We start from the raw sequence: 16,230 nt of genomic DNA on the forward strand, positions 1-16,230 counted from the left end.
CCACCTAATTCCGATTCCAAACGACAAGTTTTAATTCAGTCATTTCTTCAACAGCGTATTTCAACCCTTCGCGGCCATTTCCGCTTTCTTTAACACCGCCGTAGGGCATGTTGTCAACACGGAACGTCGGGATATCATTGACCATAACACCGCCGACATGCAGTTCATCGATCGCATTCAATGCGGTATGAATATCATTTGTGTAGATTCCTGCTTGCAGGCCGTAACGGGAATCATTGACCTTTTGGATTGCCTCGTCAACGGATGTTACTTTATCGACAATCACAATAGGGGCAAATACTTCTTGGCACGATACCTTCATATCCGCATCCGCATCAACGAGGACGGTTGGCAAAAGAATATTCCCCTCAGCCTTGCCGCCCGTTGCAATCTTAGCCCCGGAGCTAGCGGCCTCGTTGATCCACCGTAACGATCGTTCGACATCTCCAGGTGTAATTAAGGCGGATACATTCGTTTCAGAATCAAGCGGGTCGCCGATTTTTAACTTCTGCACTGCCGGAACAAATTTTTCAACAAATTCTTCATATAGAGTCTCATGAATGTAAATTCGTTGTAAGGATATGCACACCTGGCCTTGGAAAGAGAATGCTCCTTCTACACAGCGTGAAATGATTTTATTCAGATCCACACCTTGATCAATAATAACCGCTGCGTTTGACCCCAATTCCAGCGTTGCTCGTTTTAATCCCGCTTTGTTCCGGATCGCAATCCCTACCGCCGGGCTTCCCGTAAACGTAATCATGTTGACTCTGTCATCATTCACGATTTTTTCGCCGACCACGCGACCGCTGCCTGTAACGACATTTAGCGCTCCAGGAGGTAAGCCGGCTTCTTGAAGGAGCTCAGCGATAAAAAAGGCGGATAACGGGGTTTGCGATGCTGGTTTTAAGACAATCGTATTTCCACTTGCAATTGCTGGCCCCACTTTATGGGCCACTAAATTCATAGGAAAATTGAATGGAGTAATCGCCCCAATCACGCCCAGTGGTTCGCGTACGGTATAAGCAAGTCGATTGACTCCACCGCTTGCCGCATCCAAAGGCAAGGTTTCTCCGTGGATTCTTTTTGCCTCTTCCGCCGCGAATTTATACGTTTCGATTGTTCTTGCCACTTCCCCCTTTGCAGTTGTGATCGGTTTAGCCGCCTCTAGAGCAATAATTTCCGCTGCTTCATCTGCCCGTTCCTTAAGTAATTGCACCAAATTTTCAAGAATTTCCGCCCGTTTATAGGCAGATAATTTGTTCATTACTTTTTTTGCACGATAAGCCGATTCGATGGCTAATGCCGTCTCTTGTTCCGTTGCATCTGGAATTTCCGCAAGGACTTCACCAGAATAGGGAGAGAATAGTGGCTTATACACCTTTGCTTCTACCCACTCACCATTAATGAGCAAATTCTTTTTTGTAATTTTTTCTACACATGACATCGGCATACAATTCCTTCCGTCTTTAACTAAAAGTTCGATGCTGCCTTTCCTTCAACATTTCCGTAAAAAAACTCTTCCAGCTTCGGCGTCAGACCGCCAGGGCCAAATTTTTTACGGGAATTCTCGCAATCCTTTATCGATTCTAAAAAAGTCAATAAAAGCCTTCTGCGTTCTAATATGTTCTTAATTCCTTGTTTATAAATCCAGGTATCAATCGTGTTATAGACGCCACGATTAATGCCATGCTTATCGTCACACAGCTGAATAAATGCAAGGTCCGTTAAATGGATATATTCTTCGGAACCGGGCTTAATTTCTTTTTTTACAATCGCAGGCTGCACGATGTTAAACATCCGCTGGACGGTCTCAACATCTTTCCTTATTTGTAAAACGAGATTCTTCATGGAACTAAACAGCTGTTCTTCTCTGACAAAATAACAAACCTCAACGTCCAATTCCTCATCGTAAATCATTTGATCAAAGTCAAAAATATGAACTTCATAATGAATATTTATTTCTTCTTTATTGACAGTGGGCCTCACACCTACATTCATCAAGCCGTAATAGAGCTGATTTTGATAGAACACATGGACTCCATAAACCCCTTTTTGTAAAAAAACTCCCTCATTCAAAAGCAAGTTAGCAGTGGGAAAGCCGATGGTGCGTCCAATTTGATTTCCACGGATAACTTTGCCCAAAATCCTTGTTTTTGTCAGCGTGGAATCATTTTTTTCTTCTATTAAAATACCGGTCATGTCAAACACCACCACCTCATGCTAGAAATTGGAGTTCGGGCTCTAGCCCTTTTTGCATGCGAACAACTTCATCGCTTAACTGAGAGATACGGCTTAACACATCCGCATCGACGATCTCATTTTGTGCATTAAAGTGATCATTCGTTGCATAAACAGATCCCGGAGCGACAAAGGCACGGAAATAGCCTGCGATTGGTTTTAGCTGATTTTCGATAACTAGGTAATGTTGGTATGTGCCGCCTGTTGCGACAAATCCCATCACTTTATTTCTAAAGTCCTTAGGATGGATTAAATCAAATAGGTTTTTTAGAGCACCGGTAATCGAACCTTGGAAAATCGGCGTTCCAATGATATAAAAATCGGCCGAAGAAACGATATCGATGACTTTTTTCGTATCACCAGTATAAGTGGAAGGATCGCGACCATCGCAGAATTGAATATCATATTCCTTTAAATCTAGTACTTCTACCTCAATTTCCGGATACTTAGTCTTAACCTCTTCGGCCACCTTTTGGACAACCACTTTCGTTTTCGAACCCGTAATCGTCCCAGAAATAGCTAATAATTTCATTTTTTAACCCCTCCTGTTTGGTATTCAGCGAATAACTCGCTTCAATCAGCGTGGCTCCACGGCGTCAGCGCTTACGCTGTTTACCTCATTATGAACGGATCCGGAATTGGCTCTGATGATGTGTTCACCCATACAACCTTACTTTGCGTATACTCATGTATAGCTTCATATCCGCCTTCTCTGCCGTAGCCGCTCAGCCCTGAACCGCCAATTGGCGCGATCGGGGAAATGCTGCGATAGGTGTTGATCCAAACGATTCCAGCATTGACGGCCTTTGCGACACGGTGCGCTTTGGCCACATCACTCACCCAAATGCCCGCTGCCAAACCATAGTCTGTACTATTGGCTAGTTGAATCACTTCTTTTTCGTCCTTAAACGGAATAACACTTAACACGGGGCCAAAGATCTCTTCCTTCGTGATCCGGGCTGTATGATCGGTATGCTCGAAAATAGTCGGTTCAAAGTACCAACCCTTATCTAAATATTCTGGAACTTTACCGCCGAAAACGGCCTTTCCGCCTTCTTCATGTCCCAGAGCGACGTATTGTTTTACTCGTTCTAATTGAGCTTGTGTAGCGAGTGGCCCCATTTCCGTATCATTTTTCAACGGATCACCAATTTTAATTTGCGAGACGCGGTCTACCAGTTTTTGCATGACTTTGTCGTAGATATCAACATGTAAAAACGCGCGCGACCCCGCGACACAGCTTTGACCGGACGCACCAAAGATACCGGCGATAATGCCCATAGCCGCATTATCAGGATTCGCATCCTCAAAGACGATGTTCGGTGATTTACCGCCAAGCTCCAACGAAACCTGGGCAAAATTGTCCGCAGAATTTCGTACCACATGACGGGCCGAATCCGGACCGCCGGTAAAAGCAATCCGTCTGATGAGTGGATGCGACGTTAATGTATCTCCGACTGGCATGCCAAAGCCGGTCACGACATTCACTACCCCAGCCGGGAATCCAGCTTTCTCGACAAGCTTCATCAGTTCTAATAGAGAGGCGGAAGTCACTTCCGACGGTTTGATAACGATCGTGTTACCCGCTACTAGCGCTGGCGCCAGTTTCAGTGTGGTTAAATAAAGCGGCGAATTCCAAGGTGTGATCGCCGCCACTACACCAAGCGGCTCTCTTGATGTAAAGACAAACATATCCTTCTTATCAATCGGCAGGGTCTTCCCGTGGATTTTATCCGCAAGGCCTGCATAGTAATAGAAGAATTCCGGCAGATAGGCTAGCTGGCCTCTCATTTCACGGATTAATTTTCCGTTATCAAGCGTTTCGTATTGCGCAAGCTCCTCTACTTGCTCAGCAATTAACTCGCCCAATCGTCTAACAAGGCGTCCTCTTTCGGTAAACGTCATTTTCGCCCAGCTGGAATGCAAAAAGGCATGATGGGCTGCTTGAACGGCACGATCTACATCCTCGGACGTCCCTTTTGCGACATAGCACCACGGCTCGCCTGTAGCAGGGTTATAGCTTGGAAAATAGTCACCGCTCGTTGACTCTGTCCATTCCCCATTTATATACATCTTGTATTTTTTTAATTCTGACATGCATTTCCCCCCTTTATCTCACCGCCGGCACGGCATTCCTTTTGATAAATCGATCGATGGCTTGATTTAGAGAATCAGCGTCCTCAGCCGGTAACATGTGTTTCATTTTTGGAAAAATTAGTAGTTCTGAATGATCGATTTGCTGGTGCATACTCATCGACATTTCTGGAGTTGATCCAACATCATGTTCCCCAGTGATAATCAATGTTGGAAGTTTAATAGTTGATAGCCTTGGCCACAACTCCTGATCAGCAGTAGCAAAAAGCGTATAGGCAGCCAAATAGGAGTGAGGATTGTTCCTTTGAAGTCGTTTCCGTATGTGATTGACGAATGATTCATTGGCTTTCAGAAAGTCAGGATTAAACCAACGCTGGATAGCTGGTTCAATGGTGGACCCCGCACCTGATTTTTTGACCTCTTCCACTCGTAACAGGATCGCTTTTCTCTGTTCTTCCGTTCGATTCGCAACCGCATTCAGGATGGTAAGGGTTTTGATTTTTTCAGGAAATTCCAGGGCAAAGGCCTGTGCTACCATTCCGCCCATCGAAAAACCGACGACATGGCAGGTGTCGATTTGCAGATGCTGCAGCAGCCCGGCTAATTGCCGGACATAGAGGGAAAGTGAATAAGGACCTGGGGGATTGTCAGATCCCCCGTGCCCGAGCATATCGTAGCAAATTACCTGATACTTTTTTGATAGTCCCTTCACTTGTTTTTCCCACATCTGATGATCCAAGCCCACACCATGAATCAGAATCAATGGCTCTCCATTTCCTGTTTCTTCATAATAAATGGTTCCTTGATCATACTGCGCAAGTGACATTAAACAAGCCCCATCTCTACCATATCTTGATGACGGTTTCCTGTTCGTGGATGTGGACGTCCGCCTGTCGCAGCACCGATTGCGACCACAATTTCATCTGCCCGCGGTGCGTCTGGAATAGACGCTTCGAATGTAATGAAGTGAGAACGCTGGGATTCGTCATTCTTATGAACCATTGGAATCACCACAGCTGTTCCGGCTCCGCCGCGCTTATTCGTAAAGCTTAAGATACTTTTTCCTTGAACAGCATCCCTAAATTTATTACCAAATTTCAATGTATGGATAAAGGCAGAAGCATGTTCAACCTCGCCGTCTACGCCGACAACAGCGGCCTTTCCGAATGCTTCCACTTCATCTGGAGTACCAATATGTTTAAATAATTCGTTGACTAAAACCTCACCAATTTCAGGCGCATATTTATTAATTTCCGGCATTAAATCCTGCACATAACCACGGCCCGCCCAAGGGTTTTTCATGACGAGCATCGTCGTAATCATTCGAATAGGTGTATCTAATGGTTTACCGCCTTCAATCCGAGTCTCTTCAACCGCTGTATATACTTTACGAATTTCTAACATTTACAAAACCCCCGCTTTCACATTAGTAAATCTCGGCATAACTTCTTCCGTAAATAATTTCAAACTCTTCATCATCTTGTCATGTGGCAGAGTATTGTGGTTGACCCAAAGCAATAATTCTTGTAAATTGAGCTCATTCTTCAATTCTTGGATTTTCTCGGCCACATAGTCCGGAGTACCAAACAATAGATTTCTAGGATGCAAGAATTCATAGTTCAGCTCTTGGCCAGGTTTTACTTGCTCGCCCGGATCCATTAGATTGCCAAGCCCTCTCCAGTGACAGATCCAGCGATAGTTATTCAGGACAGCCTCTGCCGCATCCTGGCGGGCTTGTTCCATTGTTTCGGCAACATAAACATCCCGAACTAATGCAATGCCTTCACCTAGAGAAACATTATATCCGCGCGCCTTCGATGCTTTTTCGCGATATAGTTCAAAACGTAGCTTCAATTCCTTCACTGTCGGCATCCAGAACATGCCTTTAATATTATTTTCCGCTGCCCACTCAATGGAACGCGGTGAATCGATTACTTGCCATAGAGGCGGGTATGGTTTTTGATACGTACCCGGCATAATCGAGATTTTATTAATCTCGCCTTTTTCCATATCCATGAAATCCGGAGTGGATGGGCTCATCGGATGGCTCCACTTTAATCCCTTTGGCGGGAACTGATAAATGTCGCCTTCGTGGGAAAAGAATCGATTCGACCATGCTTTTCTGAGAATTTCTACCGTTTCTTCGAATAACGCTCTGTTTTGTTCCTGGTTCTTCGGATCGGCAAAAGTATTTAAGTTGGCCGCTTCTCTTCCGTATAACCCGCGGGCTAACCCTACTTCAACCCGGCCTTTGCTTAGTTGATCAAGCATCGCAATATCCTCTGCCAACCTGAGCGGATGCCAGAACGTGATGACATTGGCTGCCTGCCCGATGCGGATATTTTTTGTCCGCGCTGCAATATCTGCGCCCATTAAAATCGGGTTCGAGATTAATTCATTGCCTTCATGGCCAAAATGATGCTCTGTGTACCAAATAGAATCATAGCCATTTTCATCACAATAGACTGCCTGCTCGCGTGCTTCATCAAGTACTTGGTGGTATTCCTCGTGTCTGCTTGGTCCAGCTAAATTTGCAAAAATTCCGAATTTCATAGGGTTCATTCCTCTCTATTCTTGTTTTTTATTATAAAGTTTGTTATAGATCCCTTGCTTAAGCTGCATTCCACTCGCCCTTACGTGATCACGCATGGCTTGTTCTGCTTTGTAACGATCTCCCAGAAGTAAAGCTTCTAAAATTACCTGATGCTCATGTAAAGATTTTTCCAATCGATTTGGTACTTCAATACTCAAATACACATAGCGGCTATATGGAATTTGGTTCAGAAGCAAATTTAGGAGATAGCTTAATTTGGAATTATTTGCTCCTTCCAATATGGCTTTATGGAAGATATTATTTGACTCTACATATAGCTTGTGATCATTGGTTTTGACCGCCTGTTCCATCGATGTCACAGAGTCCTGAACCATTTTGATGTACGTTTCGTCTCCGCTTTCCGCCAGTAACCCTGCTGCCAGCCCTTCCATCACTTCCTTTACTGTAAAAAGCTCTGTTAAATCCTTATCCGTTGGTTTCGTTACACACGTTCCAACTCTCGGAATAATTTCAACCAGCCCTTCTCGTTCCAATTGTTTTAATGCTTCTCTAATCGGGGTTCTACTAACCTTGTAATGTTCCGAAAGAATTGCTTCGGATAATTTTTGGCCGGGTTCATATTCGCCGGTAACAATTGCTTCACGAATGGCATTAGTAACCTGCTCTGTAATACTCGTAGTTAATATTGTCGCGATGAGAAAGACCTCCCTTTCAACTTCTTGGTGTTGTCGATTGTGTGCCATGTACCATGTACCATGTACCATGCAAGTTTTCGATAATATAATTGTAGACGCTTTCATTTTATTAGTCAATTATTTCTTTTGGGAATTTTCAAATTATTTTTAAGAAGTCCACAGGAAGTCCACAGGGACGGTTCTCATGGTTTTTTTCACTTTTCCTCGTCTAAAAAAGCCACAAGAACCGTCCCCCTTGAACCTTCTTTTCATTCGTTATTACCAAAACGCCTCTCGACAAACTTCGTACCTCAATAATCACTTAACCCCCTCTTTAACAACAAAAGCAGCAAATCCAATCAAACGTTTGATTAACAAGAAATGTACTAATTAATCGTTTGATTAATTTTGGCCAAAACCCTTATGTTAAACGAACTCCGGCCAGTTTGTCAGAAAAATTTCTGTCGATGATAGGTCTCAATTTTTCGATAACTATCTTCAATATAAATTTATAAAAACTATTAATCTACAAAAATTGGTACGTTTTGATACTAAACAAACGATTGATTAAAACAACCCCAACCATCAACAAATAGAGAGTTTCTATTATAAAATGCGTCGAAATATGTCACCCCGTTTCACGACAACATTTCTTCTAACTCATCACCCTAAGTTCGTTCCCTGGTCATTAGATGTACATGATCCGCGCTTCACCACTTTTAGGCGGATTGACCATTTCCAGGCTTTCGCCGTTCAACCAACTCCATTCAAAGTATTTCCCTTCAATATGATAAAGGAGCGGTTTCATTGGCTTGTCTGCATCCATTTCATTTACCCAGCCATCATAATACTCAAAAAACTTCTCCTTCAAGATCCCATAGAAGTAAGCAATTGGCTTCCGGACGACATTTGTAAATTTCATTTTTCTTATTAATTGCCGGAATGCATCGATGGCAATACCAACAATAACATCAGTTTCTCCATGGAGTTTATAGTCAAAAGCTAAAATATGGACCATACGCCAGTATTCTTCGATCAATTTTGCATCATCGAAGAAACATTTAACAAATTGAACAAAATCCTTTGGCACACGGTTGCTAACAAATGTGTGATCTAATTCAGACGGTTCTTCTTTACGTTTTTTTATCTTTTGATCTTCTTCAGTTTTTAAAAGATCAATAGTTTCTTTAGGGTGGGTCAATATTTCTTGTTTGGGTGGTTCACTTACAGGAAAACGATTAAACACATACAGATTGCTGGACTGCGAACCATTTTTCCGTTCCGTTTCATGGACAGTGAAAATCCCTAAATCTTTCGCTTTGATAATCATCCGTTTAAACGTAGATCGGGAAATACCGTTATCGTGGTATTCCTTATGAATCGCTTTTAACATCGTGCCAATTTTAGCATTACACACTCCAGGGATTTTCGCAGCAAAACGAACCAGCCGCTTTAAACCGACCAGCTCCCCTTTTGAAAAATCACTCTTGTGTTCTAGCAGCCACTTTTCTATATGGTGATTAAACTCTTGTAAATTCTCAAATTGTGAAAACTGCTCAAATCCCTCAATCATGCCTGATTTCAAATTCATCATTTTGAGCCACCCTTTCACCGCTAAGTTTCCGTTTCCGGCACCTCTACGATATCGGGTTTTGCAAAGAGAATCGAACTCCTCAAATTCACTTTTGACGGCACTTTTTATACGAAAAACCTTTTTTTTGCGTTCAAAAGTGAATTTTGAAGCCGTTCTTTGCATTTTTGGATCGATTTGCTATCAATTTCAGCTCTTCTGCTTCCCTCCGTGTAAACAATTGACCTTTGTCATTTCCATTCCACAATCAGACACGCCTCGACCATTCTCTCCATTTTCCTCTATCAAACAAACGTTTAATTAAAACAGCGGAAGTCCTTGATATATAGGCCCTTTCCCGTCCCAATCTGTGATAAAATTGCCAGATCCTGTAGAAAAACGATTCTAATGGTCACAATCAACAAAAACATTCTAGCGGCAAAAGTTCTTCACACAAAAACATATTTATTATAGTACGAACATCGGAGAGGTAAAGTAAATATACTTTACTTTTATTTAGCAAAGCATATCTGCATTTATAGCTTCATATCTTACATTATTCTTGATTACAGCCAACGAAATGTACCACCTTTGACATAGTTTTTACCACTGAATGACAAAAAGTGTATCAGCGAATGACAGACTTTTTACCACTTCATACCTTCTGGATGATCAAAGATAAAAAACCATATTTTTTGGAATCAAAAATGTTATACAAATTTGATTGGTTTTCGATAAAATAATCTTCCGCAATCGGGCCAGATTGTGGAGTATCGATATCATGAATGTAAACAACGATTTGAAATTTAACTAAATATATTTTGTATCACTTTTTTTGTCTTCTAACCCTAATGCTGTTTAGTGAGTGAATTTGACAAAAAAATAAGTCGTTGCTATAATTCTCATCACATATTAAGGAAGGATGATTCCGATGGTTCGCCGTCTAAAAATGCTTAAGAATGTAGCTACTGCATTTAGCTTCTAAGTAACCATAGTAAGAAAATAACTTAGAAGCGAGGACATCAAAATGAATAAAAACGAATTTAAACACTGGTCTGAGATTAAATATTTAAAGGATATCGTAACGAATCCATTAATCGAAGTCGGTGATTACTCCTATTACTCCGGTTATTATGATAACTATTCCTTTGAAGACGGATGCGTGAGGTATTTATGGGGAGATGAAAAATCTAGGAGCTTATTCAACCCCATCGAGGAATTTGGATGGCAAATAGATCGATTAATTATTGGTAATTATGTATGTATCGCAGGCGGTGTCGTCATTCTGATGGGCGGAAATAACAATCACCATGCAGAGTGGATTACTGTTTATCCGTTTGTTGATCAAATTAACCATTCCTTTGAACCAAAAGGGGATACAATTATAGAAAGTGATGCATGGATTGGCATGAATGCAATGATTATGCCAGGTGTTACCATTGGTGAAGGCGCAATTGTTGCAGCAGGTTCAGTTGTAACAAAAGATGTTGCACCTTACACTATAGTTGGCGGGAACCCTGCAAAAGAAGTAAAGAAGCGTTTTTCAGAAGAGGAAATTGCGAAGTTAAAAGAGATACGCTGGTTTGATTGGAAGAGAGAGTCTATTGAAGCAGCCACTCACTTACTTTCTAGTTCTTCTATTGATGAGTTATATGAGTATTATTTACGAGAAATTAAGGACTGAGTTCCTATAAATATAAAGCTAGGTAGAACATTTGTGGTGCACCGTGGTCGTTGGAGTCAGACTAACGGATGGGCTCTAAGGCACCATAGTTTATCGACCTTCCTCTCCCAGCCTTAGGAACAGTATCGCCGGATTCAATATATTTTCATTCTTTGTGGTGAAGCGCCGATTTTGCGCTTCATGGATGGCTAACGGGTAGCTTTAATTGAACAAGAAGGCAAAGACTACTGAAAAAGTGGTCTTTTTTTACTCGCACACAGAACATTTGTTTGTATATAATATAAACAAAGGAGGCGATTATATGGCGATACGTGATCGTGGGATGGTTAAATGGCAGGCAGCATTTCAATTGCCCGAATTGGCGAAGACTCAGCGTAACTTTTGGCGGGATACCGAGCGGATAAGTAAAAAGATGGTCGATGAGCATGAGGCAGAAGAGTTTGACCTTCGCATTATTTACGCGATGGAATACGGTCATGCTGTAAAGCTGACGATATGGGATGACGGATTTACTTCGGATATAACTGGCCGTGTTCATTACGTCGATTCTATTACGAATGAGCTGCGAATTGAAGTAGGGTCTGGCGAATTCGAGAAAGTGATATTTGATAGTGTTGTCGGAGTGAAGGTCGTGAAATAGAAGACATTAAGCGATGAATAGAGATAAAAACACAACAAGAAGAACGTCGGTTCCTTAAAGGGTAAGTGGTTCACTTTTGGAGTACAAACAATTAAAAAACACTTAAAAAGACACACGAAATCGTCAATTATTTCGTATGTCTTTTTTTGTTGCTATATCAGTATTATTGCCAATATTTATCCATAATTCGTATTTTATTCCGTATGCCAATCCGTAAGACCGAAATTTCCATTGGAGTCTTACGAATTTAAGTGCTAAAATAGGTGTGAAAATACGAACGGAAGTTTGGTGATTCGCAATGAGATATTTGGAGCCAAAAGGTTTAAATGCCAAAAAGGTTAACTGGGAAATTTCGGAGCAATCAAGGGAAATTGTTAAGCAATATGCCGAGTACGCTGAAAGAACAGAAAGCGAAACTGTTGATTTATTTTTAAGTAACATCCTTACTGACAAAAATAAAGAATTTGATTTAAACGATATTATTTACTTTAAATAAAAAGGATATTCCGTTAACAATAATAATATAATGAAAAACAATACTAATTTATTGTAAAACGATAAATAATGTGATAAAATCATGTTGTCATTAAATAAGTGAGGTGTTTTAAATGAATGGTAAACGAGGTTCAACCTCTTTCTTAAAGGTAATTATTTTTCTGGCTGGAATTGCAGTGCTTGCTTTATGTATATTTTTAGTGCCCCGTATGGCGAATTTTGCAGCAAAATTGTATCCAAATATTGCCCCAATGAAATATCTCTTTTTCATCGTAATGTATGGAGCGGCTGTGCCTTTTTACTTTTCTCTCTATCAGGCTTTCAACCTTTTACGGTACATTGACGAGAACACAGCGTTCTCGGAATTATCTGTAAAGGCGTTAAAGAACATAAAGTGCTGTGCGATTACAATCAGTGGTTTGTATGTATTAGGTTTGCCACTCTTTCGTTTTATAGCAAAGAAAGTTGACCCTCCTATTGGATTAATGGGACTCATCATCATTTTTGCTTCGTTGGTTATCGCCGTCTTTGCTGCTATCCTCCAACGGCTTCTACAAGAAGCGATTAACATAAAATCAGAAAATGATTTGACGGTCTGAGGTGGAGAATATGGCAATTATTATTAATATTGATGTGATGTTAGCAAAACGAAAAATGAGCGTAACGGAGCTTTCGGAGAAGGTTGGAATTACTATGGCGAATCTTTCTATTCTGAAGAATGGGAAAGCAAAAGCGGTTCGTTTTTCAACATTAGAAGCGATATGTAAGACTTTGGATTGTCAGCCAGGTGATATTTTGGAGTACAAAAGCGACGAAGACACTCAATAAAAACAGACAACAAATTTATTTAACGGGAGTCGATAGAGAATTTAAGGGATAGTCATTAAACTATCCCTTCTTTGCGTTTATTGATGTTACTTACTCAGAGAATTCCATTGAGAATTGCATTGATATTAGTGACAAAAAATATGATGTGATTAGCAATGTTTGCACCTCAAAAGGTAACCCGTTAATAAAATACCATCTTAATTTTTTTAGTAAAACCAACAAATTCATTCTCATCCCCCCCGTTTTTACACAATAAGGTAATATTCTAGGGATATTTAGTAAAACCCCTTCCATTTGGAATTATTTTTCAACAAAATGCCTGTTGTTTGTTAAAGTCCTCCGTAATTTTTATTCCAATCTACTCTTCAAAATTATACGAATTCGCATACGATTCATATTACGGAAAGCATATAAAAAAGTAGTTAGTTTTGGAGTGTTATTTTACATTTTGTACTCCAAAACTGAACTACTTACTTAAAGGGGAATCGTCTTTTTTTTACCAGCGTCGTAAAGAAACTGGTTCAAAAGGCAAATACACTCGTTATTGAGACTCGTTAACGGTCGTTTTTGAGACTGTTAGTAACAAATCCTTATTGAAGTAACGGGCAGGTTAGTAGAAGAAGGGAAATGACTCCTTAATGTCTCATTTGACCCATGTGTGAGGTAAAGAAGGGTGAAGATATATTATGAAGAGTTAAGATGGAGTTATGAAATTTATAAAAAGAATTGAAGTTCACGTAATTCAATTGCACTATTTTGGATGGAGGGCAGAGGGGCTAACCTGGTTAAAAATGTCGATTATACCTATATATCCATGCAAAAAAGGACCCTGAGGATCCTATTTTTATTTAATACTAATAAGGGATCTTTTAGCTTTGAAAGGTTTGGGGTAAACCATTAGATTAAATAAATCTAATTACTAATCTTTTCTGTCATTTCTTCTTCTTAAGCCCAATAGTCCTGCTAATCCAACTAAACCAATCCAACCCCAATCAGTATCGTTGTCGTCATTGGTAACGTCTCCTGTGTTGGCTACACGAGTGATTCCATTGATATCGTTGTTGTTGTTATTATTTTGAGCGTTAACATTTAACCCAAATAGCATGACGACAGCTATGCTAAGGACAACAAACGAGTTAAGAACTTTTTTAAGCATCATATTACCCCCTTTCAATAATATAACTTTAATATTTCCTAAAAAAATAACATTATTCTGTTTGTAAAACTGAGATGAAAAAAATTGCAAAGAGAGAAAAGACCTAATTACAAAAAAGAGAAGGGCTACACAAAGTATCGCCCTAGAATTTTAAACATTATTCAGATTTATTTAAATGAAGAGGATGGACTAACCACCATCCTTTTTCCTTATTTAACTTTAACATTTATAAACCAAATTGTGCCTTTGCAAAATGAAACTGTCCATACATCATAGCAATATCTTCTCTGATACATTGTCCCATTATTTGGCTGCCAGCAACTAATGCAGCAGCGACGTCTTTGGAAATAGATGCACTAATCTCTGGATCAGTAAATCTTGCTCCGACAGGGATGTCCTCTAAATTTGCGTTAGGACGATCCGGTGGTGCTGGAGGCAAGTCGATACCATTTGTTTTAAGAAGTTCTTGTAATTGTTGGTTTTCGTTTTTCATACCTTGAATTGCTTTTTCAACAATTTTTTTCAAATCCTGATCACCAGTGTGATTAATATAAGACTGATAACCAGCAATTAAGCCATTGTTTGCTAATAGGTGAGTCCAAGTAAAAAAAACTCACCATAATGCATTGGTTCATCCTGAGGATTACCACTTAAAATTCCCATGACTAAACTCCTTATCATCTTTTTACATTCATGAATTACTCCTTAAAGGAAATAGAACCCAAAGAATATTATTGATTAATACATTTATTATTATTCATTTATTAAGTTACTTTTGTGAAAGGAACATTTTATTAGTATTGAGAAAACAAATCACTCTGGAAAAGTTCAAACATTAGATGCCCGAAAAGAAAAGTTCCACCTTAATCTTATCTGCTTGTTCTCAAAGTGAAGAAGACACACAGGAATATTCAGGGATTATTGGTGATGGGAAAACTTTAGGTTATGAGTACACCGTAACAAAAGAACAAAATAAATTTTCTTGGAAGGTTGGCTACAAAGGAGACATATCTATTATCGAAGAGAGAGCTGCCAATGAAGACGATTTAGTAAATTATATGAATGCTGTAAATGATAGTAAATTGGTATTAGTAAAACTAATTTTATCGGTATCATACTTTTTAATTGTTATTATAACAACGCTTATCCTTTATAAGAAAAATAGAAAAATGCTTAAAGATGGCGGTGTAATTATAACTATATTAGCAGGTATTGCAATATATATTGCCTTCAAAGCACCATTTGATTTAAGTAGTTCATTACAAGATGCAAAATACTACTATTTGATACTAACTAACTAAATAAAGTAAAGGGTGCTTTAGTGAAAGATCATTGAGTTATTATTTCAGCACATTTTTCTTGTTCAACTAAAGTGGCAGATTACTTTAAGAGCGAAAAGGGGGATAAGAATAAAAATTCTGATCCCCTTGTACCAGTTTTAAGTTAACTAACAATCATCAGCTTTATAATGATGTAATGGCGGTGGAACTAACCATCCTTTTTCTTTAAGTAGTCGTAGAACTTTAGCTCCAATTGCTGCCTTTTGAAGATGAAACTGCCCGAACATCATAGCAATGTCTTCTCGAATGCATTGCCCCATAATTGTACTACACGATACTAATCCTGCTGCAATGCTCATTGAAAGAGCAGCTGCTATTTCGGGGTCCTGAAATCTTGCTCCAGCGGGAATGTCCTCTAAGCATGCTTTAGGTCTCTCAGGCGGTGTTGGTGGTAAGCCAATTCCATTTGCTTTTAATATGGTTTCAATCTGTTTAATTTCTTGTTGCCCACCCTGAATGGCTTCTTCAAGTAATTTTTGCAAGTCTTCGTCACCCGCATGGTTTATGTGGGTTTGAAAACCTGCGACTGAACATTTAACCGTTGTAAGAAACGACCACGTACCAAAAACTTCTCCATAGTGCATTGGTTCATCTGTTGGATTTCCACTTAAAATTCCCATTGTAATCCTCCTAATTAAATCCATAATTAGCGTCACCCTTCTTCATAGCACCTCTTTATATTTCTCAATCCGTTGATATTATTCATTATTTTAATTGCGAGTTATTTGAAAGGAGGAAGTTCAACAAACAAAGTTGTTATGTAATTAACTGGGTTCAAGAGTAAAACAAGGTTGTGCTGTTACGACATCCTTTTTGCTTATTCAAGTAACGGGTGCTTATGTTAAAGATGGGATGGCTGCGGCGATCCCGTTTTCTTATTTTGCTAGCATGAAAGTACAAAACAGTGAAAATCTAAAAAAGACAATGCTAAAGTAGACCCAGCAATTATAATTT

Annotated in this window: 17 protein-coding genes and 1 pseudogene; 6 read left to right on the forward strand and 12 right to left on the reverse strand. The window is 39.8% G+C overall.

The annotated features are described in order from the left end of the window. Window positions 1-4: 4 nt before the first annotated feature. From ACIQXV_RS16880 to ACIQXV_RS16920, 9 genes are all read right to left on the reverse strand, one after another. A complete protein-coding gene (locus ACIQXV_RS16880) occupies window positions 5-1,453 on the reverse strand; it encodes an aldehyde dehydrogenase family protein (protein WP_402960379.1) in 1,449 nt (482 codons plus the stop codon). Window positions 1,454-1,473: 20 nt separating this feature from the next. Continuing rightward, window positions 1,474-2,202 (reverse strand): riboflavin kinase, encoded by a 729-nt coding sequence (locus ACIQXV_RS16885; protein WP_402960380.1) that lies wholly within the window; start codon window positions 2,200-2,202, stop codon window positions 1,474-1,476. 16 nt (window positions 2,203-2,218) lie between these two features. Next, window positions 2,219-2,773 (reverse strand): NADPH-dependent FMN reductase, encoded by a 555-nt coding sequence (locus tag ACIQXV_RS16890; RefSeq protein ID WP_402960381.1) that lies wholly within the window; start codon window positions 2,771-2,773, stop codon window positions 2,219-2,221. Window positions 2,774-2,853: 80 nt separating this feature from the next. Continuing rightward, on the reverse strand, window positions 2,854-4,338 hold the full coding sequence (locus ACIQXV_RS16895; RefSeq protein ID WP_402960382.1) for an aldehyde dehydrogenase: 1,485 nt from the start codon (window positions 4,336-4,338) through the stop codon (window positions 2,854-2,856). Between the two features lie 13 nt (window positions 4,339-4,351). Continuing rightward, the gene (locus ACIQXV_RS16900) at window positions 4,352-5,161 is read right to left on the reverse strand and encodes an alpha/beta fold hydrolase (RefSeq protein ID WP_402960383.1); all 810 of its coding nucleotides are present in this window, start codon (window positions 5,159-5,161) and stop codon (window positions 4,352-4,354) included. Beyond that, window positions 5,161-5,739: an amino acid synthesis family protein gene (locus tag ACIQXV_RS16905; RefSeq protein WP_402960385.1), complete on the reverse strand. Its 579-nt coding sequence runs from the start codon at window positions 5,737-5,739 to the stop codon at window positions 5,161-5,163. Before ACIQXV_RS16905 ends, ACIQXV_RS16900 begins: the two co-directional genes overlap by 1 nt. Next, on the reverse strand, window positions 5,740-6,888 hold the full coding sequence (locus ACIQXV_RS16910; RefSeq protein WP_402960386.1) for an LLM class flavin-dependent oxidoreductase: 1,149 nt from the start codon (window positions 6,886-6,888) through the stop codon (window positions 5,740-5,742). Between the two features lie 15 nt (window positions 6,889-6,903). Continuing rightward, window positions 6,904-7,632 carry a GntR family transcriptional regulator gene (locus tag ACIQXV_RS16915; protein ID WP_402960387.1) on the reverse strand — a complete coding sequence of 243 codons (729 nt, stop codon included), beginning with the start codon at window positions 7,630-7,632 and terminating at the stop codon, window positions 6,904-6,906. A 619-nt stretch (window positions 7,633-8,251) separates the two neighbouring features. Further along, window positions 8,252-9,157, reverse strand: a complete 906-nt coding sequence (locus ACIQXV_RS16920) for a hypothetical protein (protein WP_402960388.1) — start codon at window positions 9,155-9,157, stop codon at window positions 8,252-8,254. A gap of 1,003 nt (window positions 9,158-10,160) precedes the next feature. On the opposite strand from ACIQXV_RS16920, the gene ACIQXV_RS16925 reads away from it, so the two are divergent. The 5 genes from ACIQXV_RS16925 (at window position 10,161) to ACIQXV_RS16945 (ending at window position 12,780) form a co-directional block, all read left to right on the forward strand. Beyond that, window positions 10,161-10,817, forward strand: a complete 657-nt coding sequence (locus ACIQXV_RS16925; RefSeq protein ID WP_402960389.1) for a CatB-related O-acetyltransferase — start codon at window positions 10,161-10,163, stop codon at window positions 10,815-10,817. Between the two features lie 301 nt (window positions 10,818-11,118). Further along, window positions 11,119-11,457, forward strand: coding sequence for a YolD-like family protein (locus ACIQXV_RS16930; RefSeq protein ID WP_402960390.1), 339 nt, complete (start codon window positions 11,119-11,121; stop codon window positions 11,455-11,457). Between the two features lie 298 nt (window positions 11,458-11,755). Then, window positions 11,756-11,953 carry a hypothetical protein gene (locus tag ACIQXV_RS16935; RefSeq protein WP_402960391.1) on the forward strand — a complete coding sequence of 66 codons (198 nt, stop codon included), beginning with the start codon at window positions 11,756-11,758 and terminating at the stop codon, window positions 11,951-11,953. Window positions 11,954-12,065: 112 nt separating this feature from the next. After that, window positions 12,066-12,551, forward strand: a complete 486-nt coding sequence (locus ACIQXV_RS16940) for a DUF2975 domain-containing protein (protein WP_402960392.1) — start codon at window positions 12,066-12,068, stop codon at window positions 12,549-12,551. A 10-nt stretch (window positions 12,552-12,561) separates the two neighbouring features. Beyond that, complete coding sequence (locus tag ACIQXV_RS16945; RefSeq protein WP_000974626.1) at window positions 12,562-12,780, forward strand: helix-turn-helix domain-containing protein; 219 nt, start codon at window positions 12,562-12,564, stop codon at window positions 12,778-12,780. A gap of 919 nt (window positions 12,781-13,699) precedes the next feature. Here ACIQXV_RS16945 and ACIQXV_RS16950 read toward each other — a convergent pair. After that, entirely contained in the window at window positions 13,700-13,939 is a 240-nt protein-coding gene (locus ACIQXV_RS16950; protein ID WP_402960393.1) for a WGxxGxxG family protein, read from the reverse strand. A gap of 154 nt (window positions 13,940-14,093) precedes the next feature. Further along, window positions 14,094-14,599: pseudogene (locus ACIQXV_RS16955) on the reverse strand (DUF3231 family protein). Window positions 14,600-14,775: 176 nt separating this feature from the next. Here ACIQXV_RS16955 and ACIQXV_RS16960 point away from each other — a divergent pair. After that, complete coding sequence (locus ACIQXV_RS16960; protein ID WP_402960394.1) at window positions 14,776-15,237, forward strand: hypothetical protein; 462 nt, start codon at window positions 14,776-14,778, stop codon at window positions 15,235-15,237. Window positions 15,238-15,383: 146 nt separating this feature from the next. On the opposite strand, the gene ACIQXV_RS16965 is transcribed toward ACIQXV_RS16960, so the two are convergent. Next, window positions 15,384-15,896, reverse strand: coding sequence for a DUF3231 family protein (locus ACIQXV_RS16965; protein WP_402960460.1), 513 nt, complete (start codon window positions 15,894-15,896; stop codon window positions 15,384-15,386). Window positions 15,897-16,230: the final 334 nt, after the last annotated feature.

The organism is Neobacillus sp. NPDC097160 (genome assembly GCF_044762155.1).
GTDB lineage: Bacteria > Bacillota > Bacilli > Bacillales > Cytobacillaceae > Neobacillus.

Bases quoted from the DNA above. Each gene is read 5' to 3' on its own strand.
- ACIQXV_RS16935 (WP_402960391.1), top strand. From the start codon at position 11,756: ATGAGATATTTGGAGCCAAAAGGTTTAAATGCCAAAAAGGTTAACTGG.
- ACIQXV_RS16885 (WP_402960380.1), bottom strand. From the start codon at position 2,202: ATGACCGGTATTTTAATAGAAGAAAAAAATGATTCCACGCTGACAAAA.
- ACIQXV_RS16965 (WP_402960460.1), bottom strand. From the start codon at position 15,896: ATGGGAATTTTAAGTGGAAATCCAACAGATGAACCAATGCACTATGGA.
- ACIQXV_RS16890 (WP_402960381.1), bottom strand. From the start codon at position 2,773: ATGAAATTATTAGCTATTTCTGGGACGATTACGGGTTCGAAAACGAAA.
- ACIQXV_RS16925 (WP_402960389.1), top strand. From the start codon at position 10,161: ATGAATAAAAACGAATTTAAACACTGGTCTGAGATTAAATATTTAAAG.
- ACIQXV_RS16945 (WP_000974626.1), top strand. From the start codon at position 12,562: ATGGCAATTATTATTAATATTGATGTGATGTTAGCAAAACGAAAAATG.
- ACIQXV_RS16940 (WP_402960392.1), top strand. From the start codon at position 12,066: ATGAATGGTAAACGAGGTTCAACCTCTTTCTTAAAGGTAATTATTTTT.
- ACIQXV_RS16910 (WP_402960386.1), bottom strand. From the start codon at position 6,888: ATGAAATTCGGAATTTTTGCAAATTTAGCTGGACCAAGCAGACACGAG.
- ACIQXV_RS16900 (WP_402960383.1), bottom strand. From the start codon at position 5,161: ATGTCACTTGCGCAGTATGATCAAGGAACCATTTATTATGAAGAAACA.
- ACIQXV_RS16950 (WP_402960393.1), bottom strand. From the start codon at position 13,939: ATGATGCTTAAAAAAGTTCTTAACTCGTTTGTTGTCCTTAGCATAGCT.
- ACIQXV_RS16880 (WP_402960379.1), bottom strand. From the start codon at position 1,453: ATGCCGATGTCATGTGTAGAAAAAATTACAAAAAAGAATTTGCTCATT.
- ACIQXV_RS16915 (WP_402960387.1), bottom strand. From the start codon at position 7,632: ATGGCACACAATCGACAACACCAAGAAGTTGAAAGGGAGGTCTTTCTC.
- ACIQXV_RS16960 (WP_402960394.1), top strand. From the start codon at position 14,776: ATGCCCGAAAAGAAAAGTTCCACCTTAATCTTATCTGCTTGTTCTCAA.
- ACIQXV_RS16920 (WP_402960388.1), bottom strand. From the start codon at position 9,157: ATGATGAATTTGAAATCAGGCATGATTGAGGGATTTGAGCAGTTTTCA.
- ACIQXV_RS16930 (WP_402960390.1), top strand. From the start codon at position 11,119: ATGGCGATACGTGATCGTGGGATGGTTAAATGGCAGGCAGCATTTCAA.
- ACIQXV_RS16895 (WP_402960382.1), bottom strand. From the start codon at position 4,338: ATGTCAGAATTAAAAAAATACAAGATGTATATAAATGGGGAATGGACA.
- ACIQXV_RS16905 (WP_402960385.1), bottom strand. From the start codon at position 5,739: ATGTTAGAAATTCGTAAAGTATATACAGCGGTTGAAGAGACTCGGATT.